Below are 21453 nucleotides of genomic sequence, written 5' to 3' on the forward strand. Positions count from 1 at the left end.
GGTTGCAGGGGGAGGGCCGATACCTGATGGGACGGTGGTTGACGCCGTGGGCAAAGCAGCCCGAACCTTTTAACCACATTGCGAAGATCGCAACTGATTCGTAAGGAAAGCATACAATGGCACAAGTAATTAACACCAACAGCCTGTCGCTGATGGCGCAGAACAACCTGAACAAATCACAGTCTTCTTTGGGTACTGCGATTGAGCGTCTGTCTTCTGGTCTGCGTATCAACAGCGCCAAGGACGATGCCGCGGGTCAGGCAATCTCTAACCGCTTCACCGCTAACATCAAAGGCCTGACTCAGGCTTCTCGTAACGCTAACGACGGTATCTCCCTGTCACAGACCACTGAAGGCGCACTGAACGAAGTTAACGACAACCTGCAAAACATCCGTCGTCTGACCGTGCAGTCTCAGAACGGTTCTAACTCTTCCAGCGACCTGAAATCCATCCAGGACGAAATCACCCAGCGTCTGTCCGAGATCAACCGTATCTCCGCACAAACCGACTTCAACGGCGTGAAAGTGCTGAGCAGCGACCAGAAGCTGACCATACAGGTTGGCGCTAACGATGGCGAAACCATCGATATCGACCTGCAAAAAATCGATGCTAAACAACTGGGTCTGGAAACCTTCAGCGTTAGCGGCGGTATTGATAAAACTAAAGTTGGCGCTGTTGTGACCGAAGCCCCTACCGGCAAAAGCGTTGCTATTGACTCGAATACTCAGAAAGCAGGTGCTGATGCGCCGGCTAAATACGTCAAAGATGATAAAACTGGCGATATTTATGCAGCGGATACTGCCGGTGACTTCTACAAGGCAACCGTGGGCAGCGATGGTAAAGTTACCGCTATCGATGGCACTAAAGTTGCCGCTGGCACACTGAAAACCAGCCTGGATGGTTCTGCAAGCATCAGCAGCGTACAGGAGAAAGTAGCGGTATCCGGCGCTAAAGCTGATACCGATAACCTGAAAGCTTACGATGGCGGCAAATCTTTTGTGATCGAAGATGGCGGCAAATACTTTAAAGCCGCTGTTGCTAACGATGGCAAGGTTACCCGTGGCGAAGAGTTGAGCTCTGAGCCTAAAACTGCCGACCCACTGGCAACTCTGGACAAAGCATTGGCTCAGGTTGACGGTCTGCGTTCTTCTCTGGGTGCGGTACAGAACCGTTTCGATTCTGTTATCAACAACCTGAACAGCACCGTGAACAACCTGTCTGCTTCTCAGTCCCGTATTCAGGATGCTGACTACGCGACCGAAGTGTCCAACATGAGCCGTGCCAACATCCTGCAACAGGCTGGCACCTCTGTTCTGGCACAGGCTAACCAGTCTACTCAGAACGTGTTGTCCCTGCTGCGTTAATCGACTCTCCCCGATTAACCTGTCGCAAAAAGAACCCCGCTTCGGCGGGGTTTTTTTATGGTCGCGCGTTGTGCAGATATTGCATGGCGCAAATAAGGCCTGTTTTGTACGACTGTTCAGTCGATTGGCATTTTGCCCCCTACGGATAATAGCGCTGACTCTCTTATCCGCAGGTTTTAGACATAGTGAGCGATTTGTATACCGCCGAAGGCGTGATGGACAAAAATTCTCTTTGGTTGCGCTACGTTCCGTTAGTGCGCCACGAGGCGTTGCGCCTGCAGGTCAGGTTGCCCGCCAGCGTGGAGCTTGACGATCTGCTGCAGGCCGGGGGAATAGGGTTGTTGAACGCCGTCGAGCGTTACGACGCCCTGCAAGGCACCGCCTTTACCACCTATGCGGTGCAACGTATCCGTGGCGCGATGCTCGATGAGCTGCGTAGCCGTGATTGGGTGCCACGCAGTGTGCGTCGCCATGCGCGTGAAGTAGCGCAGGTGATGCGTCAGTTGGAACAACAGCTAGGCCGCCCGGCCAGCGAAGTGGAAGTGGCGCAGACGCTAAACCTGTCACTGGATGAGTACCGTCAAATTCTGTTGGACACCAATAACAGCCAGCTCTTCTCCTACGACGAATGGCGGGAAGAGCATGGTGAAAGCGCGGAGCCGCTGCTGGAAGGGCACGAAGAGGCCAATCCGTTACATCATCTGCTGGAGGGCAATCTGCGCCAACGGGTGATCGACGCCATTGAGGCATTGCCGGAACGCGAAAAAATGGTGCTGACGCTGTATTACCAGGAAGAGTTGAATCTGAAAGAGATCGGCGCCGTGCTGGACGTGGGGGAATCGCGTGTCAGCCAACTGCACAGCCAGGCGATCAAACGCCTGCGTGCCCGTCTGGCGAACGAGAACTGACATGTATTCAACCCAGAGCCTTCAACTCGATCACCCTTGCGATAACCGGACTGCCTAATGCCAGCAATACTGTTGAAAAAACGGCCGCTGAGCCGTTATTTGAAAGATTACAAACACAGCCAGACTCATTGTTCCCAGTGCGGCAAGATATTGGATCGCATGGCGCTGGTGTTTCGTGGCAAGATCATCAACAAAGACGCCATTGCGCGTATGGACCAGCCGATCGACGATCACGTCTGGCTGAATGTGCAAAATGAGTTGACCGCACTGTGCCGTTTTTGCAGTGAGATTTCCTGCAACAGCCATCCGAGCTATTTCGACATTATGGCCTTCAAGCAGTATCTGTTTGAACAGACCGAAATGAGCCACAGCACCATCCGTGAATACGTGGTGCGGCTGCGTCGGCTGGATGAAATGCTGGTGGAGCGCAACTATCCGGCCGACAAGTTCGCCAGCAATGCCAGCCATCAGCGCATCATTGAAGAGTTGCCTTCTGCGGCACACAACAATTACCGTATTGCCCTGCGTAAATACGACCAGTATCTCGCCTGGCAAAAAAGCTACTGATCCGCTCGCCCCGGCGCGCCAGCCGGGGTTTTCGTCTTCTCCCCATCACTAATAAAGAGTGATTATTAGGTTCACATCTGCTAAATCTATCGTTTAGCTGTTGATACCTTATTCCCTGGGGGAAGTTGTGAATCTGCAACAAAAATTGGCGCAGTTCCCGCGCCTAGATTTAGTCGGCTCTGCCACACCGCTCGAAAAACTGTCTCGCCTCTCAGACTACCTTGGCCGTGAAATTTACATCAAACGTGACGACGTCACGCCGATGGCGATGGGCGGTAATAAACTGAGAAAGCTGGAGTTTCTGGCTGCCGAAGCCTTGCGTCAGGGGGCCGATACGCTGGTCACTGCCGGGGCTATCCAATCCAATCACGTGCGTCAAACGGCGGCGGTGGCGGCCAAACTGGGCCTGCACTGCGTAGCATTGCTGGAAAACCCAATCGACACCCAGGAAGAAAATTACCTGACCAACGGTAACCGCCTGCTGCTTGGGCTGTTCAACGCGCAGGTGGAGATGTGTGAAGCGCTGCATGACCCACAGCAGCAATTGGCCGATTTGGCGACGCGCCTGGAGGCACAGGGTTTCCGCCCTTATGTGGTGCCGGTCGGCGGCTCTAATGCATTGGGTGCGCTGGGTTACATACAGTGTGCGCTGGAAATTGCCGAACAGAGTCGCCGCAGCAATGTCGCTTTCAGCTCCGTGGTGGTGGCGTCCGGCAGTGCCGGTACCCATGCCGGACTGGCGGTCGGTCTGCAGCAATTGCTGCCGGAGACTGAACTGATCGGTGTGACCGTTTCACGCAAAGTCATCGACCAACTGCCCAAGGTGGAACTGATCCAAAAAGCGCTGGCCTGTTCGTTGGATATCGATGAACTGGCGTCCATCACCCTGTGGGATGATTATTTTGCGCCGCAGTACGGCATGCCGAATGAAGAAGGGCTGGCGGCCATACAGCTGCTGGCGCAGCAGGAAGGGGTGTTGCTGGATCCAGTGTATAGCGGCAAGGCGATGGCTGGCCTGATCGACGGTATAGCCCAACAGCGTTTCCGTGATGACGGCCCGATCCTGTTTATCCATACCGGCGGTGCACCGGCGCTCTTCGCCTACCATCCGCAGGTGTGAGCAGAGTTTGTTATTCCATTTTGAACTATATTTATAAGGTTATATTCCTTCAAGCAGGCGGTCACACTGTTAAAGTGCTGATATCAAAAAAGATAAACAACAGATGGGGTGTTTATGATGTTTTCTAAAGTTCGTCGTCAACTGCTGCTGGGCGTGATGGGCGTTGCGCTGACCGCCGGGTTGAGCACGCAAACCTATGCCGCCGATAACCTGCTGGAGCAGGTGAAGCATCACGGTACTCTGGTTGTTGGGCTGGAAGGCACTTACCCGCCGTTCAGCTTCCAGGGGGAAGACGGCAAGCTGACCGGCTTCGAGGTGGACTTCGCCAATGCGCTGGCGCAGCATCTTGGCGTTAAAGCCAAACTGAACCCGACCAAGTGGGACGGTATGCTGGCCTCGCTGGATTCAAAACGTATCGACGTGGTGATCAACCAGGTGACCATTTCCCCGGAGCGTCAGAAGAAATATGATTTCTCCACGCCTTACACCGTCTCCGGTATCCAGGCGCTGGTGAAGAAGGGCAATGAAGGCACCATCACCAAGCCGGAAGATCTGAAAGGCAAAAAAGTCGGCGTCGGTCTGGGCACCAACTACGAACAGTGGCTGCGTGACAATGTGCAGGGCGTGGACGTGCGCACCTATGATGATGACCCGACCAAATACCAGGATCTGCGCGTAGGCCGTATCAATGCCATTCTGGTTGACCGTCTGGCGGCGTTGGATTTGGTGAAGAAAACCGGCGATACGCTGGCGGTAGCCGGTCCGGCATTCTCTCGTCAGGAGTCTGGCGTTGCGGTGCGTAAAAACAACCCGGAACTGCTGGCCGCGATTAACCAGGCGATTGCCGAAATGCAAAAAGACGGCACGCTGGCGAAGATCTCTGACAAATGGTTTGGCGCGGACGTAACTAAATAATGCACGAAAGTATCCAACTGGCGCTGGATTCAGCGCCATTTTTATTGAGGGGCGCGATACTCACTCTCCAGCTCAGTCTGGGGGGCATGGCGCTCGGTTTACTGCTCGGTTTTCTGCTGGCGCTGATGCGCCTTTCGCCGTTATGGCCGCTGTCGTGGCTGTCGCGCTTCTACGTGTCGCTGTTCCGTGGCACGCCGCTGATTGCCCAGCTGTTCATGATTTACTACGGTCTGCCACAGTTCGGCATCGAGTTTGATCCCTTCCCGGCGGCGCTGATTGGCCTGTCGCTGAATACGGCAGCCTATACCTCGGAAACCCTGCGTGCGGCGATTTCGTCGATCGAAAAAGGACAGTGGGAAGCCGCGGCCAGCATCGGCATGACTCGTTGGCAGACGCTGCGTCGGGTGATCCTGCCGCAGGCAGCGCGCACCGCATTGCCACCGCTGGGCAACAGCTTTATCGGCCTGGTGAAAGACACCTCGCTGGCGGCGACCATTCAGGTACCGGAGCTGTTCCGTCAGGCGCAGTTGATTACCTCGCGTACGCTGGAAGTGTTCACCATGTATCTGGCGGCCTCGCTGATTTACTGGGTGATGGCGACTTTGCTTTCTGCGCTGCAAAATCGTCTGGAAGCCCACGTCAACCGCCAGGATCAGGAGTAACACATGAGTGCCATTGAAGTGAAACAGCTGACCAAGCAGTTCAAAGGTCAAACGGTGCTGCATGGGATCGACCTGGAGGTCAGTGCGGGTGAAGTGGTGGCGATTATCGGGCCCAGCGGCTCGGGTAAAACCACCTTGTTGCGCTGTATCAATCTGTTGGAGGTGCCGGACTCCGGTACGATCCGCGTTGGCGATATTCAGATCGACAGTTCCAAACCGCTGAGCAAACAGAAAAAACAGGTGCGTGAGTTGCGCCAGCAAGTGGGCTTTGTGTTCCAGAGCTTCAATCTGTTCCCGCACCGTTCGGTGCTGGAGAACATAATTGAAGGCCCGGTCATCGTTAAAGGCGAGTCAAAAGCCAGCGCAGAACAGCGTGCGCGGGCATTGTTGGCGAAGGTGGGGTTGAACGGCAAAGAGTCGGCCTATCCACGTCGTCTTTCCGGCGGGCAGCAACAACGGGTGGCGATTGCCCGCGCGCTGGCGATGCAGCCGGAAGTGATCCTGTTCGATGAACCGACTTCTGCACTCGATCCAGAACTGGTGGGCGAAGTGCTCAACACCATCCGTTCGCTGGCTGAAGAAAAGCGCACCATGGTGATCGTGACGCACGAAATGAGCTTTGCCCGTGACGTGGCCGACCGCGCCATCTTTATGGATCACGGCCGTATCGTTGAGCAGGGCCCGGCGAAAGAGCTGTTCGCCAATCCGCAACACCAGCGCACCCAGCAATTCCTCGATAAATTTCTGAATCAGTCGTAACGTCCAGGGGGCCTGGCCCCCTGAACCGGCTACTAAATGGCTTTTAATAACTCATTGCGTGCAGCCGTGGCGAGAAATGCACTGCGGCTACCGTAAGCCGGATGTTGTTGCACCAGCGAATCGATGCGGTTCAACAAGCGGTGCGGCAAAGTGATATTTATGCGCTCTGCTCGCCCATCAAACTTATCCATATTGATATCAACCAGCAGCCATTGCCCGCCGATCAGGGTGTCACTTTCCTGCGCCAGGTGAAAGGCAACAGATTGTGGGCGGGGTATCGGCTGGTTGTCTTCGCTTAAACATTCAAAATGTGCATCTAGCGCTTTCTTTGCGTCTTCGAAGGTTTTATCCAGGGTGTTACCGGCAAAATAGCAGCCCGGTACGTCGGGAAAGAAGCCGCTGGCGCTGCCATCTGGATCTGAGTGTATATAAGAGGGGTAGAACATAGCTTCTCCTGCTAACGCTTGGCACGAGTCAACACAACCCTGCATCTTTCATTATTTGGCGCAGAGTTCCCGGTTTGAGATCCTTGCGGGGATGCGGAACGGTGATCACCAGAGGAAAGTTCGGGTGTTTAAACTGATGGTGGCTTCCCTTTATCCGTTCTAAAACCCAGCCGCTATTTTCTAGCAGCTTGATCAGCTCTGAACTTTTCACGCGGTCATTATCCTTAATGTACACACCATACACACTTCGTGGCAACGGGATTGATACGCTAACGTGCAAATTTCAGGCAGACAATAAAAAACCCTGCACCTGTGCAGGGTTTGCGTGAAGCCTCGCATACTGGGTTACCTTTCTCGGTAACCCGCTGTCAGAGGTTAACCAATGGTCATCAGGCTGGCGTTACCGCCGGCAGCGGCGGTGTTAACGCTCAGCGAGCGTTCGATCAGCAGGCGTTCCAACAGGATATTGGTTTCGCCGTGGGCAAAGCCCTGTACCGAAACGATCGCGCCGCTGCGCTGGGCGATTTGCTCGCACAGAGTACGTAACTGATCGGCATCGCCGTGGTAAATGGCGGCGTCAAACTCCACCTTGTCCTGCTGCCAGTCTTTGCTGAAGCTGATGCTGGCCTGAACCGCAGCCGGCAGGCGACGGTACAGGGCGCGTTGCAACTCGGCTTCCGGCCACAGCACGCTGCTGCCGACTGCCAGTACCGCAGCCAACTGAGTCAGGGCATCGGCTTCGTTATCGGCCAGGCACAGTACGCGCTCACGCGGTAGCAAGGCATAGGTGTTGCGCTCGCCGGTTGGGCCTGGCAGCGGGCGTAGGGTACCGCCCTGGCCCAGTTCGGCGTAGCGTTGTGCCAGCGTCACCAGTTCCGCCTGTTTTTCGGCAATTGCCCACTGCTCCAGCGCCTGATGGGCTTTGAGCAGCTGTGGGCGCGCGGTGGCTTCCAGTGGGCGTTCGTCGTCCTGACGGCTCAGGGTACGCAGCACCGCGTCATCCGGACGGTTAGCCAGCAAGCGGTACAGGTACAGCGGGCCACCGGCTTTCGGACCGGTGCCGGACAGACCTTCGCCACCAAACGGCTGCACGCCGACCACGGCACCAACCATGTTGCGGTTAACGTACAGGTTACCCACCTTGGCACGTTCGGTGACGCGTGCGATGGTCTCATCGATTCGGGTGTGAATACCCAGCGTCAGACCGTAACCGGCGGCGTTGATCTGATCGACCAATGACTCCAGGTTGGAGCGCTGGAAGCGCACCACGTGCAGCACCGGGCCGAAGATCTCTTTTTGCAGCTCGTCGAAGCTGTCCAGCTCGATCAGCGTTGGCTTGATAAAGGTCCCGCGTGACCACTCTTTCTCATCCTGTGTATTGCCTTTCGCCGCCTGATAGACCTTGCGGCCCTTGGCACGCATTGCCTGGATATGGCGTTCGATGCCGGTTTTGGCTTCGGCGTCGATCACCGGCCCGATGTCGGTAGACAGGCGTTCCGGGTTACCCATGCGGCACTCGGCCATCGCACCGCGCAGCATTTGCAGCGTATGGTCCGCCACGTCTTCCTGAATGCACAGGATACGCAGGGCGGAACAACGTTGACCGGCGCTGTCGAAGGCGGAGGCGACCACGTCGGTCACCACCTGTTCGGTCAGGGCGGAAGAGTCGACGATCATCGCGTTCAGCCCCCCGGTTTCGGCGATCAGCGGCGTTGGGCGACCTTGCGGATCCAAACGACCGGCGATACTGCGTTGCAAAATACCGGCAACGTCAGTGGAGCCGGTAAACATCACGCCACGGACGCGGGCATCATTGACCAGCACTGAGCCGACGCTTTCACCCTGGCCTGGCAGCAATTGCAGCACGCCCTGGGGAATGCCGGCTTCCAGCAGAATGCGTACTGCCTGTGCGGCGATCAGCGGAGTTTGCTCGGCCGGTTTGGCCAGCACGCTGTTGCCTGCCGCCAGCGCCGCGGCAATCTGGCCGGTGAAGATCGCCAGTGGGAAGTTCCACGGGCTGATACAAACTACCGGGCCCAGCGGGCGGTGGCTGTCATTGGCGAAGTCATCACGCACCTGACCGGCGTAGTAATGCAGGAAATCGACTGCCTCACGCACTTCGGAGATGGCGTTGTTAAAGGTTTTACCCGCTTCACGTACCAGAATACCCAACAGGCTTTGCAGTTGGCCTTCCATCAGTTCTGCGGCGCGTTCAAGAATGGCGGCGCGCTCCGACGGTGGCGTGGCGAACCAGATTGGGCCGGCAGCGGCAGCGGCGTCGAGCGCCCGGCTGACTTCCCCTTCGGTGGCTTCACGCACGTAACCGACGATATCACCCGGTTCGGCAGGGTTAATCACCGGTTGTTCCACGCCCTGATCCAGCTCGGCATCGATAATCGGCTCGGCACGCCATGGCTGAGTAGCGCTGCTCAGCAATGCACTGGACAGAGAAGCCAGACGCTGTTCGTTGGACAAGTCCAGACCGCTGGAGTTGGTGCGTTTCTCGCCATACAGCTCGCGCGGCAGCGGGATACGTGGATGCGGCAGACCAATTTGCCCTTCGCTGGCGGCCATGGCTTCAACTGCGCCGACCGGATCGGCCACCAGTTCGTCAAGCGGCAGGGTAGCGTCGGCGATACGGTTAACGAACGAGGTGTTGGCGCCGTTTTCCAGCAGGCGGCGCACCAGGTACGCCAGCAGCGTTTCATGGGTACCGACCGGGGCATAGATACGGCACGGACGGTTTAACTTGCCGTCGGCTACTTTGCCCACCACCTGCTCATACAACGGTTCACCCATGCCGTGCAGGCACTGGAACTCATACTGACCTGGGTAGTAGTTGTTGCCCGCCATATGGTAAATCGCGCTCAGGGTGTGGGCGTTATGGGTGGCGAACTGCGGATAAATCAGATTGGGCACCGCCAGCAGTTTGCGGGCGCAGGCCAGGTAGGAGACGTCGGTGTAAACCTTGCGGGTGTAGACCGGATAGCCTTCCAGCCCGTCCATTTGGGCGCGTTTGATCTCGCTATCCCAGTAAGCGCCTTTCACCAGACGGATCATCAGGCGACGGCGGCTGCGCTGCGCCATGTCGATCACCGCGTCGATGGCGAACGGACAGCGTTTTTGATAGGCCTGGATCACGAAGCCGATGCCGTTCCAGCCGGCCAACTGTGGCTCGAAGCACAGCTTCTCCAGCAGATCGAGTGAGATCTCCAGGCGGTCGGCTTCTTCGGCGTCGATATTGATGCCGATATCATATTGGCGCGCTTGCAGGGTCAATGACAGCAGGCGTGGGTAAAGCTCTTCCATGACGCGTTCGTACTGCGCACGGCTATAGCGCGGGTGCAGGGCAGAGAGCTTGATCGAAATACCCGGGCCCTCATAGATACCACGACCGTTAGACGCTTTGCCGATCGCGTGAATCGCCTGCTGGTAGGACACCAGATAGGCCTGAGCGTCGGCTTCGGTCAGGGCGGCTTCACCCAGCATGTCGTAGGAGTAGCGGAAGCCTTTGTCTTCCAGCTTGCGGGCGTTGGCCAGCGCTTCGGCGATGGTTTCGCCGGTGACGAACTGTTCGCCCATCAGGCGCATCGCCATGTCCACGCCTTTACGGATTAAGGGTTCACCGCTCTTGCCGATAATGCGGTTCAGCGAGCGTGACAGGTTGGCTTCGTTATGGGTTGAAACCAGCTTGCCGGTGAACAGCAGGCCCCAGGTGGCGGCGTTCACGAACATCGATGGGCTGCGGCCGAGGTGGGAATGCCAGTTGCCATTGCTGATTTTGTCGCGGATCAGCGCATCACGGGTTGGTTTGTCCGGAATACGCAGCAGGGCTTCCGCCAGGCACATCAGCGCCACGCCTTCCTGTGAGGAGAGTGAGAACTCTTGCAGCAGACCTTGCACCATACCGGCGCGGCCGTTTGCACTTTTTTGGTTACGCAGCTTCTCGGCGATGTTGTAAGCCATCTTATGGGTGGCTTTGGCAAGATCGGCCGGTAAACGCGCCTGTTCGAGCATCATCGGAACCGCTTCGGTCTCAGGACGACGATAGGCCGCGGTGATGGCGGCGCGGTTAACCGACTGCGGCAGGATTTGTTCAGCAAATTCAAGGAATGGCTGGTGGGACTCTTCCTGCACTTGCGGCATAATGTCGTCCGCTTCGGTCTGGCCGGCAGCGGCAACAGCAGGAATTTCAGGCAGTTCGGAACCGTTCTCGAGACGCTCGAGATAATTGAAAATGGCCTGTTTGATCAGCCAGTGCGGCGTGCGATCGATACTCTGTGCTGCGCTTTTAATGCGATCGCGAGTTGCCTCGTCGAGCTTTACGCCCATGGTGGTAGTGCCCATGCCAATCCAACTCCTGTGTTTAAGAACCTATACACAAACTGCGGGCCAGAGAGGCTGCGGGGATAGGTTCGTGCGTTGTGTGTCGTGATGAATGCAGACAATATCCAGCATGTTGCAACTTTGTGCAACCGTGTTAAATCAGGCTGATGATTGAAGTGTGAGTTCCATCGATTTTTTAACATCAATAATCGGCATGGTTCTTGCTGAACGTCTTGATTCACGGGTTATGACTCCGGAGTTTAAGCGCATTTCCCCCAGTGATATCAGGGGTAAGGCTGGATTTGTATGAGGTGCAACTCTGTTTGAGGGTGAAAGGTGTAACCCTGAGAGCGGTTAAATGTGACGCAGGGTAAACTTTGTGTAACTTTGTTGTTAAATATCTTGTTGGATAATGAACAGGTCATCTAGGATAGCCGTCGGCCAGACAATTGCGGGCGGAAACTATTTTCACCTGCGGGGAACCTGCAATTTCGCCACGTTCCGGCGGATTGGCAAGCAGTAACTATCGCAATACAGCGCGAAATAATAATGAGAGTGGAGAATTTCATGACAATGAGCACACCGATGCTGGTGACCTTCCTGGTGTATATCTTCGGGATGGTGTTAATCGGCTTACTTGCCTACCGGGCAACCAATAACTTTGACGACTACATTCTGGGCGGTCGTAGCCTGGGCAGCGTAGTGACCGCGCTCTCTGCCGGCGCATCTGATATGAGCGGCTGGTTGCTGATGGGCCTGCCGGGCGCCATCTTCCTGTCCGGCATCTCCGAAAGCTGGATTGCCATTGGTCTGACGATCGGCGCTTACTTTAACTGGAAGCTGGTGGCGGGGCGGCTGCGTGTGCATACCGAAGCCAACAATAATGCCCTGACGCTGCCGGATTACTTCACCAGCCGTTTTGAAGACAACAGCAAGCTGCTGCGGGTGATTTCCGCCATCGTTATCCTGGTGTTCTTCACCATCTACTGTGCTTCCGGCATCGTGGCCGGTGCGCGTTTGTTCGAAAGCACTTTCGGGATGAGCTACGAAACCGCACTGTGGGCCGGTGCTGCAGCCACTATCCTCTATACCTTTATCGGTGGATTCCTGGCGGTGAGCTGGACCGATACCGTGCAGGCCAGCCTGATGATTTTCGCGCTGATCCTGACGCCGGTGATTGTTATTTTCGCGGTAGGCGGCATCGATACCTCAATGATGGTGATTGAGGCCAAGAATCCGGCCAATATCGACATGCTGAAAGGCCTGAACTTTGTAGCGATCCTCTCACTGCTGGGTTGGGGATTGGGTTACTTCGGTCAGCCGCACATTCTGGCGCGCTTTATGGCGGCGGATTCTCACCGCACCATTCGCAGCGCACGCCGCATCAGTATGACCTGGATGATCCTGTGTCTGGCGGGGACCATTGCCGTCGGTTTCTTCGGTATTGCCTACTTCGCCAACAACCCGGATCAGGCGGGCAATGTGTCGCAGAACGGTGAACGCGTGTTTATCGAGCTGGCGATGATTCTGTTCAACCCATGGGTGGCGGGTATTCTGCTGTCGGCCATTTTGGCGGCGGTGATGAGTACTCTGAGCTGCCAGCTGTTGGTGTGTTCAAGCGCGATTACCGAAGACTTGTACAAAGCCTTCCTGCGTAAAGGTGCCAGCCAGCGTGAGCTGGTGTGGGTCGGGCGCTTTATGGTGCTGGTGGTGGCGTTGATTGCCATCGCGCTGGCGGCGAACCCGGAAAACCGCGTACTGGGTCTGGTGAGCTACGCCTGGGCCGGCTTCGGTGCGGCCTTTGGTCCGGTGGTGTTGATCTCGGTAATGTGGTCACGCATGACCCGTAATGGCGCATTGGCCGGTATGTTGGTCGGGGCGGTGACGGTGATCGTCTGGAAACAGTTTGCCTGGTTGGATCTGTATGAAATCATCCCTGGCTTCCTGTTTGCTTGTATCGCCATCGTGACGGTGAGCCTGATGGGCCGTCAGCCTTCGGCGACTATCACCGAACGTTTTGATCAGGCAGAAGCCGAGTTCAAAACCGTTTAATCCCCGCGCAGTACGAGTCTCAAAGGGCGCTTAATGCGCCCTTTGTCATTTTTCATTTCGTCGTTTTCTGTCATCTGCCTGAAACACCTGGCGACATTTGATTAGAAAAAATCACCCTTGCGGCCCTTGTATTTATTCCAGCCAGAATGATAATCACTATCGTTGTGTTTTACTTTTCTTTACATTGGCGTTGCCGCCATTTCCGGCGTGCGGACGCTTCGCAGCAGATGCCTTTTTAGGGGTTATTATTTATGTTTGTTCCCTTCCTTATCATGTTCCGTGAGGGGCTGGAGGCGGCGTTGATCGTCAGCCTGATCGCCAGCTACCTGAAACGCACCCAGCGGGGTCAATGGCTAGGCGTGGTATGGATAGGGGTGATTGTTGCCGCTGCCCTGTGCCTGGCGCTCGGCATTTTCATCAATGAAACCACCGGCGAATTCCCGCAAAAGCAGCAAGAGCTGTTCGAAGGCATTGTTGCGGTGGTAGCGGTACTGATCCTCACCTATATGGTGTTCTGGATGCGTAAGGTGTCCAAGTCGGTCAAGGTACATCTGGAAGGCGCAATCGACAACGCGCTCAACTCCGGCAAAGGCCAGGGCTGGGCACTGGTGGCGATGGTGTTTTTTGCCGTGGCTCGTGAAGGTCTGGAGTCGGTGTTTTTCCTGCTGGCCGCCTTCCAGCAAGATGTGGGTATTGAAGCACCGATCGGTGCGGTACTCGGTCTGGTGGCTGCCATCGTGCTGGGTATGGCTATCTATTGGGGCGGCGTGAAGCTGCACCTGGCCAAATTCTTCAAATGGACCAGCCTGTTTATTCTGTTCGTTGCCGCCGGCCTGGCTGCCGGGGCGATCCGCGCCTTCCACGAGGCCGGGCTGTGGAACCATTTCCAGGATATCGCGTTCGATCTCAGCAACCATCTGTCGACCCATTCGCTGTTTGGCACCCTGCTCGAAGGCATCTTCGGCTACCAGGAAACGCCAACGGTGAGCGAAGTGGCGGTCTATTTCCTGTATCTGATCCCGGCGCTGATTTTCTTTTTCCTGCCGCAGCGTGCGGAACCGGCAGCGGTTTCGGCGCAACGTAAAATCAATCATTAATTTTAATAGGGAATCTTGTATGTCGACTCCATTATTCCGCCGCAAGGCGTTGCACGCAGCATTACTGGCACTCCCGGCGTTCGCGCTAAGCATCAACGCCCAGGCAGCGGACGTGCCGCAGGTGAAGATTACCGTTAACGACAAACAGTGTGAGCCGATGCAGTTGACGGTACCGGCCGGTAAAACCCAGTTTGTGGTGCACAACACCAGCCAGAAAAACGTTGAATGGGAAATCCTCAAAGGGGTGATGGTGGTGGAAGAGCGCGAGAATATCGCGCCGGGCTTTACCCAGAAGATGACCGCCAACCTGGAAGCGGGCGAATACGACATGACCTGCGGGCTGCTCAGCAATCCGAAGGGTAAACTGATCGTGACCGCAGCTGCTGGCGCCGCCACCGACGGTAAACCGAATGCGATGGATTTGGTTGGGCCAATTGCCGAATACAAGGTTTATGTGACCAAAGAAGTAGAAGGGCTGGTCAAACAGACCAAGCTGTTCACCGACGCGGTCAAGGCCGGCAACGTGGAGCTGGCACGCAAACTTTATGCACCGACACGCCAGCACTACGAGCGTATTGAGCCAATCGCCGAACTGTTCTCCGATTTGGACGGCAGCATCGACGCCCGTGAAGACGATTACGAGAAGAAAGCGGAAGATCCGAAGTTCACCGGTTTCCACCGCCTGGAGAAAGCGCTGTTTGCCGATAACACCACCAAAGACATGAGCAAATACGCCGATCAACTGTACAACGATACCGTCGAGCTGCAAAAACGTGTTACCGATCTGACCTTCCCACCAAGCAAAGTGGTAGGCGGGGCAGCCGGTCTGATCGAAGAAGTGGCGGCGAGCAAAATCAGCGGTGAAGAAGACCGTTATAGCCGCACCGATCTGTGGGACTTCCAGGCTAACGTCGACGGCGCGCAGAAAATCGTTAACCTGCTGCGTCCGCTGCTGGTCAAAGCCAACAAGCCGTTGCTGGACAAGATCGACGCCAACTTTAAAACCGTTGATACCATTCTGGCGAAGTACAAAACCAAAGATGGCTATGAGTCTTACGAGAAGCTGACCGATGCCGATCGCAATGCCATGAAAGGGCCAATCACCACCCTGGCGGAAGACTTGTCACAACTGCGTGGCGTTCTGGGTCTGGATTGAGGCAAGCATAATGAGTAACAAGATCGGCCCGGCAAACGGGCCGCATCCACAGCCGCAGGACGCGGCATCACCGTCGCGCCGTCGTTTGCTGCAAGGATTGGGGCTGGGCGTGCTGGCGTTGGGCGGCAGCCGCCTGACTCAGGCGGCAGATAAAGTGGCAGAACCGCTGGCGGTGCCGCAGGGCGAACGTTGGCAGAAGCAACCGTTCTATGGCGCGCATCAGGCCGGGATCCTCACGCCACAGCAGGCTGCGATGATGCTGGTGGCGTTTGACGTGCTGGCCAGCAACAAGCAGGATTTGGAGCGGCTGTTCCGGCTGTTGACTACCCGCATTGCCTTCCTGACTACCGGCGGCAGGGCACCGGAGGTGGATCCCAAGTTGCCACCGCTCGATTCGGGCATTATGGGGCCGGAGATTTATCCTGATAACCTGACCATCACCGTGTCGGTCGGCACTTCGTTGTTTGACGAACGTTTCGGGGTGCAGGCACAAAAACCGCTGCGTCTGCAAAAAATGACGCGCTTCCCTAACGACTCGCTTGACGCCAGCCTATGCCACGGGGATTTGGTGTTGCAGATTTGCGCCAATACCAATGAAACGGTGATCCACGCGCTGCGCGACATTATCAAGCATTCGCCGGATCTGCTCAGCGTGCGCTGGAAGCGGGAAGGGTTTATTTCTGCCCACGCCGCACGTAGTAAAGGTAAAGAAACACCGATCAACCTGCTGGGCTTTAAAGACGGCACCGCCAACCCGAAAACCAGCGATAAACCGCTGATGGATCAGGTGGTATGGGTGGCGGATAACGCCGGAGAACCCGCATGGGCGGTAGGTGGCAGCTATCAGGCCGCGCGCATTATCCGCTTTCACGTGGAGTTTTGGGATCGCACGCCGTTGCAGGAACAGCAAACCATCTTCGGTCGCGACAAACACAGCGGTGCGCCACTCGGCATGAAGCATGAGCATGACGAGCCGGATTACGCGCAAGATCCTGAAGGCAAGTTGATCCCGATGGATGCGCATATCCGCCTGGCAAACCCACGCACGCCGCAAACTCAGAGCAATTTGCTGCTGCGCCGGGGTTACAGCTACTCCATTGGCGTGTCCAATTCAGGTCAACTGGAAATGGGGTTGCTGTTTGTCTGCTATCAGGCCGATTTGGAAAAAGGTTTCCTGACGGTGCAAAAACGTCTGAACGGTGAGGCGTTGGAAGAGTACGTCAAGCCGATCGGCGGCGGTTACTTCTTTGCGTTGCCGGGGGTAAAAGACGCCAATGATTACCTGGGCAGCGGCCTGTTGAAAGCCTAAGCCACCTCTTACAAGGCGGGGTTTCCCCGCCTCATTTTTCTGATCTCTGCCGTGCACCGCCGTTTATTGAAATCAACCCTGTCCTTGCGCAATTGGGGGAACGGGCTTTAATTAGGTAACTATTTTCATTTTTTGTTGAAAGCATTAACATGTCGGCCATAACGTTCCAAATGGTTCATACCTTTCGATCCCTTTAACGGCATTCTCCAGATGAAAAGCACTCATAAAAACCGGTTGGCAGTTTCGGCGCTGGTTATTCCAGCCCTACTGCCTGTTTCTGCCAGCTTTGCGCAGGACAAGGACAGCGAACAGACCATGGTGGTCACCGCCAAGCGCAGCGGTCTTTCTGAACTCTCAACCCCGGCGGCCGTCAGCGTGGTGAGTGGCGATCAAATCCGTGAGGCGAGACCGCAGATCAACCTGTCGGAAAGTTTGGGCAGCGTGCCCGGTTTACAAATTCAGAACCGTCAGAACTATGCGCAAGATTTACAGCTGTCGGTGCGCGGTTTCGGAGCCCGTTCTATGTATGGCGTGCGCGGCGTGCGTATTTATGTCGACGGTATTCCGGCCACCATGCCGGACGGCCAGGGGCAGACCTCGAATATCGATCTTAACTCGGTCGAGAAGGTGGAAGTGCTGCGCGGGCCGTTTTCCGCCCTTTATGGTAACGCCTCCGGCGGTATGGTGAATGTGGAAACCGAAACCGGCCAGCAGCCGACTCGCCTGGAGGCCAGCTCATATTTCGGCAGCTACGGCACCTGGCGCTATGGCGTCAAGGCCACCGGAGCGACCGGCGACGGCACCCACGCCGGTGATGTTAACTACACTATTTCCGGCACTCGTTTCACCACCCAGGGGTTCCGCGATCACAGCGGTGCGCAGAAAAACCTCGGTAATGCCAAGCTGGGCGTACGCATCGACGATGTCAGCACCCTCACGCTGCTGTTTAACAGCGTCGATATTGATGCCAATGATCCGGGCGGCCTGACCTCCGCCGAATGGCACGATAATCCGCGCCAGGCACCGCGAGCCGATCAGTACAACACGCGCAAAACCACGTCACAGACCCAGGCCGGGTTGCATTATGAGCGCCAGATGGGCGCCAATGATGACCTGAGCATCATGATGTACGCCGGTGAGCGCGAAACCACCCAGTACCAGTCGATCCCGGTCGCAGTGCAGCAACGCAGTGCGCAGCATCCGGGCGGGGTGATTGACCTGACGCGTCATTATCAGGGGATTGATACCCGCTGGACGCACCGTGGCGAGCTGGGTGTGCCTTATACCCTGACCGGCGGGCTGGACTATGAAACCATGACCGAGCAGCGCAAAGGGTATGAAAACTTTACTCAGGTCAACGGCGTAACCGAGCTTGGCACCGAGGGGGCGCTGCGCCGTAATGAACGCAACCTGATGTGGAACCTCGACCCTTATTTGCAAACTTCGTGGCAGCTGACGCAACAGCTGACGCTGGATGTCGGTATGCGTTACAGCACCGTCAATTTCGACTCCAACGATCACTACATCACTGGCGCTAATGGCGATGACAGCGGTAACGCCAGTTATCATAAGTGGCTACCGGCCGGTTCCCTTAACTATGCGGTGATGAGCGGCTGGAACCTGTATCTTTCCGCCGGTCGTGGCTTTGAGACCCCGACCATTAATGAACTGTCTTACCGTTCCGGCAATCAGTCCGGGCTCAACTTCGGCCTGAACCCCTCGACCAGCGATACGGTAGAATTCGGCAGTAAAACCCGTATTGGCAATGGCTTGCTGACCGCCGCAGTGTTCCAGACCGACACCAGCAACGAAATTGTGGTTGATGAAAGCAGCAACGGACGCAGCAGCTACAAAAACGCCGGACAGACACGCAGACGTGGGCTTGAACTGGCGCTGGATCAGCAGTTCGCTTATGACTGGCGGCTACAGTTAGCCTGGACGCTGCTGGATGCGCGCTACCGCGACGATGTTTGTGGTGATAGCCAGTGTTCGGCGGCCAACATGGTACCCAGCGGCAACCGGATGCCGGGCATTGCGCGCAACATGGGTTATGCCTCGTTGGCCTGGTCACCGCCGGAAGGGTGGTATGCCGGGGCCGAGGTACGCTATATGAGCGATATCGAGGTTAATGACGCCAATAGCGAACAGGCTCCGGCCTATACGACCGTCGGCTTAAATACCGGTTACCGTTATCCGCTGGGCAACTGGATGCTTAACGTCTTTGGCCGGGTAGATAACCTGTTTGACCGTCAATATGTCGGTTCGGTGATCGTCAATGAAGGCAATGGCCGTTACTACGAACCGGCACCGGGCAGAAACTGGGGCGGCGGATTGAGCGTTTCTTATACCTTCGAGTAACCGCCGGGTGAGTTTATCGGCGTGATCTTTCAGCGACAGGGCGGGAGCTATCCCGCCTTTTTTATTAATAAATTTCTGCTGACGGGGCGGTTATGAAGTGTGCGAAATTTAATCAGGAAACTAAAATGTCATTTGCGGATTATAATCATAACTATTTGATAATTACCAATATAAAAAATTTATTGAATGACGTAATCAGCGTGATATAGTGTTCTGGCCGCGGCTAAAAACAAAAAAGATTAAATTTTTTTACATTTTAGCAACGCGCGAGGTTTGAATGTCATTATACTGTAATCATCTGGCGGTAGTTTTCACAAGGTGCACAGCTCGAAGCTGTAAATAACACTGCGGGGATCGCTAATGGTAAAGTCCTTGGTTGGGCTAGAAAGAACAAATAACAGACCTTTCCTGATTTCTCGTTGTAACGAGGGTTCTCTCTCCGACTCTCTTTTCCTGACCACTCCGCACGCTCGTCATTCCAAATTCTTGTCGCTTTTTACTCTAGGTTTAATTACGCAATCGCGTTCTCCCGTGAAAAATCGGTGTGCCGAAACGCCCGCCGCGTATTCACTTTTACTCTTGGCTATTGTTGGCTCAAAAGGGAGCCAAAACCTAATCTGTGTGTGAAACATAATCGCGCGGTCCAGACCGCTGCGGTAGGTGAAACAAACTGTAAGGTGCCACTATGAGACAAAAAGCAGTGATCAAAGCACGTCGTGAAGCGAAACGCGTTATTCGTCGTGACGCTCGTAGTCATCGCCAGCTTGAAGAAGAGTCCGTAACCTCGCTGGTACAAATGGGTGGTGTTGAGTCTATCGGCATGGCACGTGACAAGCGCGATAGCTCTCCCATAGAGGCACGAACCGAAGCTCAGGGTCATTACTTAATCGCCATAGATAAAAAGCAGTTGATTTTTGCCACCGGTGAAGCCGGCTGCGGCAAAACTTTCATCAGCGCTGCGAAAGCGGCAGAAGCCCTTATACATAAAGAAGTGGATCGGATTATTGTTACTCGCCCGGTTCTTCAGGCGGATGAAGACCTCGGTTTCTTACCAGGGGATATTTCTGAGAAGTTCGCCCCTTATTTCCGCCCGGTGTATGACATTCTGGTGCGCCGCTTGGGATCGTCCTTTATGCAATACTGCCTGCGCCCGGAAATCGGCAAGGTAGAGATCGCGCCTTTCGCCTACATGCGCGGGCGTACTTTCGAAAATGCGGTCGTTATCCTGGATGAAGCCCAGAACGTGACCGCCAGCCAGATGAAGATGTTCCTGACCCGTTTGGGTGAGAACGTAACGGTAATCGTTAATGGTGACGTAACCCAATGCGATTTGCCGCGCGGCGTGAAGTCCGGCCTCAGCGATGCGATGGAACGCTTCGAGGAGGATGAAATGATCGGCATCATCCGCTTTGATAAACAAGACTGCGTCCGCTCCGCTCTGTGCCAGCGCACGCTCAACGCCTACAGTTAAAACCTGCCTGCTAACCAAGGCCGCCTCGGCGGCCTTTTTCTTGTCTTGAATATGGGTTGCTCCGTCATCTCAAAACCAAGGATATTGGCTCATCACGCCAGAGTAAAAAAGCATCCGGCCACCCAGCGAGGCGCAGAGCAGGGCCAGCATCAGCATGTTGGCGGTTTCTGCAGACAACACCGGTCGGCGATAAAGATAGGTCGCCAGTCCGGTGGCGATAATCAGCCCGGCAAAAATGAGCCAACTCATCCAGCCTGAGCCAAAGAGGGTGATGGCACTGGCCAACATTTTTCCCTGCGCACTGAAACCTGCGCTGTAACTCAGGATCACCACCAACATCAGCGCCACCGCCAGTAAAATACCGGCTGGCAGCAGGGCGGGGAGCTGTCGACCATGGTCATCCTGAGCCGCATTGAAGACGCTGATCCTTAGGCTAAGAGTGGTAAACCCCAGCAGCAGCGCCGTGGCAATAAAACTGAGATGGGTGATGGGTGAGTGCCACAGAGGGTGGCTGCTCATCTGGTAATAAACCTGCGCCGAAACCAGAATGGCCGCCAGCCCGGCGACCGAGGCCAGCAGGCTAACGCTGCGGATCAAAGCCTGGCTACGATTAAAGCGAAACAGGATGGCGGCCCAGCTAAACACCACCGTATTGAGCAGGAAGAAGGCGACGACTTCCCGGCTTAGCCAGGAATGGCCGATCCCCAGAATGGCGCGATAGGCCCCGGTTGGTGAACCCAAATGTAATAGCGACAGCAGCGAGCCGATAATATTGACCGCCAAAATAGCCACCGCCATTTTGCGCAGTGCATTAAAGTGTTTTTCATCACTCAGCCAGATCGGCTGGGCGATGATTAATACTGTGATGGCTACAATTGCGCCCACCGCCCACTGACAAAATACGGTAAAAAAGACTAAAGGGAGCTCGTATTCAGACATGGTA

At 55.7% G+C, this 21453-nt stretch carries 17 protein-coding genes; 13 read left to right on the top strand and 4 right to left on the bottom strand.

The genetic code is table 11. The features are described from left to right. The first annotated feature begins 116 nt into the window (after positions 1-116). The 7 genes from OC597_RS07455 (at position 117) to tcyN (ending at position 6295) form a co-directional block, all read left to right on the top strand. Positions 117-1364 carry a FliC/FljB family flagellin gene (locus OC597_RS07455; protein ID WP_262208231.1) on the top strand — a complete coding sequence of 416 codons (1248 nt, stop codon included), beginning with the start codon at positions 117-119 and terminating at the stop codon, positions 1362-1364. Between the two features lie 185 nt (positions 1365-1549). Beyond that, the gene (locus OC597_RS07460) at positions 1550-2272 is read left to right on the top strand and encodes an RNA polymerase sigma factor FliA (protein ID WP_112349645.1); all 723 of its coding nucleotides are present in this window, start codon (positions 1550-1552) and stop codon (positions 2270-2272) included. A 57-nt stretch (positions 2273-2329) separates the two neighbouring features. Further along, positions 2330-2839 (top strand): flagella biosynthesis regulatory protein FliZ, encoded by a 510-nt coding sequence (gene fliZ / locus OC597_RS07465; protein WP_099064620.1) that lies wholly within the window; start codon positions 2330-2332, stop codon positions 2837-2839. Between the two features lie 127 nt (positions 2840-2966). Continuing rightward, on the top strand, positions 2967-3959 hold the full coding sequence (locus OC597_RS07470; RefSeq protein WP_261256312.1) for a D-cysteine desulfhydrase: 993 nt from the start codon (positions 2967-2969) through the stop codon (positions 3957-3959). Between the two features lie 114 nt (positions 3960-4073). Further along, positions 4074-4874: a cystine ABC transporter substrate-binding protein gene (tcyJ, locus tag OC597_RS07475; RefSeq protein ID WP_135317005.1), complete on the top strand. Its 801-nt coding sequence runs from the start codon at positions 4074-4076 to the stop codon at positions 4872-4874. Then, complete coding sequence (tcyL, locus tag OC597_RS07480; RefSeq protein WP_037419074.1) at positions 4874-5536, top strand: cystine ABC transporter permease; 663 nt, start codon at positions 4874-4876, stop codon at positions 5534-5536. Before tcyJ ends, tcyL begins: the two co-directional genes overlap by 1 nt. Before the next feature lie 3 nt (positions 5537-5539). Further along, a complete protein-coding gene (gene tcyN / locus OC597_RS07485) occupies positions 5540-6295 on the top strand; it encodes an L-cystine ABC transporter ATP-binding protein TcyN (protein ID WP_261256315.1) in 756 nt (251 codons plus the stop codon). 32 nt (positions 6296-6327) lie between these two features. Here tcyN and OC597_RS07490 read toward each other — a convergent pair whose 3' ends face one another. The 3 genes from OC597_RS07490 to putA all read right to left on the bottom strand — a co-directional run bounded on the left by OC597_RS07490 (position 6328) and on the right by putA (position 11088). Next, complete coding sequence (locus tag OC597_RS07490) at positions 6328-6741, bottom strand: type II toxin-antitoxin system HicB family antitoxin (RefSeq protein ID WP_261256316.1); 414 nt, start codon at positions 6739-6741, stop codon at positions 6328-6330. Positions 6742-6769: 28 nt separating this feature from the next. Next, positions 6770-6952, bottom strand: a complete 183-nt coding sequence (locus OC597_RS07495; protein WP_261256318.1) for a type II toxin-antitoxin system HicA family toxin — start codon at positions 6950-6952, stop codon at positions 6770-6772. A gap of 164 nt (positions 6953-7116) precedes the next feature. Beyond that, positions 7117-11088, bottom strand: coding sequence for a trifunctional transcriptional regulator/proline dehydrogenase/L-glutamate gamma-semialdehyde dehydrogenase (gene putA, locus OC597_RS07500; protein ID WP_262208237.1), 3972 nt, complete (start codon positions 11086-11088; stop codon positions 7117-7119). 546 nt (positions 11089-11634) lie between these two features. Between putA and putP the strand changes: the two genes are divergently transcribed. From putP to phoH, 6 genes are all read left to right on the top strand, one after another. After that, on the top strand, positions 11635-13119 hold the full coding sequence (putP, locus tag OC597_RS07505) for a sodium/proline symporter PutP (RefSeq protein ID WP_261256321.1): 1485 nt from the start codon (positions 11635-11637) through the stop codon (positions 13117-13119). Positions 13120-13370: 251 nt separating this feature from the next. Beyond that, the gene (gene efeU / locus OC597_RS07510) at positions 13371-14216 is read left to right on the top strand and encodes an iron uptake transporter permease EfeU (protein WP_261284872.1); all 846 of its coding nucleotides are present in this window, start codon (positions 13371-13373) and stop codon (positions 14214-14216) included. A gap of 19 nt (positions 14217-14235) precedes the next feature. Continuing rightward, positions 14236-15372 carry an iron uptake system protein EfeO gene (efeO, locus tag OC597_RS07515; RefSeq protein WP_261256324.1) on the top strand — a complete coding sequence of 379 codons (1137 nt, stop codon included), beginning with the start codon at positions 14236-14238 and terminating at the stop codon, positions 15370-15372. A 10-nt stretch (positions 15373-15382) separates the two neighbouring features. Next, entirely contained in the window at positions 15383-16681 is a 1299-nt protein-coding gene (gene efeB, locus OC597_RS07520) for an iron uptake transporter deferrochelatase/peroxidase subunit (protein ID WP_262208240.1), read from the top strand. A gap of 210 nt (positions 16682-16891) precedes the next feature. Continuing rightward, complete coding sequence (pqqU, locus tag OC597_RS07525) at positions 16892-19039, top strand: TonB-dependent receptor PqqU (protein WP_261284869.1); 2148 nt, start codon at positions 16892-16894, stop codon at positions 19037-19039. 685 nt (positions 19040-19724) lie between these two features. Further along, positions 19725-20510, top strand: coding sequence for a phosphate starvation-inducible protein PhoH (phoH, locus tag OC597_RS07530; protein WP_004945903.1), 786 nt, complete (start codon positions 19725-19727; stop codon positions 20508-20510). A gap of 69 nt (positions 20511-20579) precedes the next feature. Here phoH and OC597_RS07535 read toward each other — a convergent pair whose 3' ends face one another. Continuing rightward, positions 20580-21449, bottom strand: a complete 870-nt coding sequence (locus tag OC597_RS07535) for a dimethyl sulfoxide reductase anchor subunit family protein (RefSeq protein WP_262208243.1) — start codon at positions 21447-21449, stop codon at positions 20580-20582. Positions 21450-21453 lie beyond the last annotated feature (4 nt).

This window comes from Serratia proteamaculans (assembly GCF_946227095.1).
In the GTDB taxonomy this organism is placed as follows: domain Bacteria; phylum Pseudomonadota; class Gammaproteobacteria; order Enterobacterales; family Enterobacteriaceae; genus Serratia; species Serratia proteamaculans_E.

Bases quoted from the DNA above. Each gene is read 5' to 3' on its own strand.
- OC597_RS07490 (WP_261256316.1), bottom strand. From the start codon at position 6,741: ATGTTCTACCCCTCTTATATACACTCAGATCCAGATGGCAGCGCCAGC.
- efeU (WP_261284872.1), top strand. From the start codon at position 13,371: ATGTTTGTTCCCTTCCTTATCATGTTCCGTGAGGGGCTGGAGGCGGCG.
- phoH (WP_004945903.1), top strand. From the start codon at position 19,725: ATGAGACAAAAAGCAGTGATCAAAGCACGTCGTGAAGCGAAACGCGTT.
- tcyN (WP_261256315.1), top strand. From the start codon at position 5,540: ATGAGTGCCATTGAAGTGAAACAGCTGACCAAGCAGTTCAAAGGTCAA.
- pqqU (WP_261284869.1), top strand. From the start codon at position 16,892: ATGAAAAGCACTCATAAAAACCGGTTGGCAGTTTCGGCGCTGGTTATT.
- tcyJ (WP_135317005.1), top strand. From the start codon at position 4,074: ATGATGTTTTCTAAAGTTCGTCGTCAACTGCTGCTGGGCGTGATGGGC.
- fliZ (WP_099064620.1), top strand. From the start codon at position 2,330: ATGCCAGCAATACTGTTGAAAAAACGGCCGCTGAGCCGTTATTTGAAA.
- OC597_RS07455 (WP_262208231.1), top strand. From the start codon at position 117: ATGGCACAAGTAATTAACACCAACAGCCTGTCGCTGATGGCGCAGAAC.
- efeB (WP_262208240.1), top strand. From the start codon at position 15,383: ATGAGTAACAAGATCGGCCCGGCAAACGGGCCGCATCCACAGCCGCAG.
- efeO (WP_261256324.1), top strand. From the start codon at position 14,236: ATGTCGACTCCATTATTCCGCCGCAAGGCGTTGCACGCAGCATTACTG.
- putP (WP_261256321.1), top strand. From the start codon at position 11,635: ATGACAATGAGCACACCGATGCTGGTGACCTTCCTGGTGTATATCTTC.
- tcyL (WP_037419074.1), top strand. From the start codon at position 4,874: ATGCACGAAAGTATCCAACTGGCGCTGGATTCAGCGCCATTTTTATTG.
- OC597_RS07535 (WP_262208243.1), bottom strand. From the start codon at position 21,449: ATGTCTGAATACGAGCTCCCTTTAGTCTTTTTTACCGTATTTTGTCAG.
- putA (WP_262208237.1), bottom strand. From the start codon at position 11,088: ATGGGCACTACCACCATGGGCGTAAAGCTCGACGAGGCAACTCGCGAT.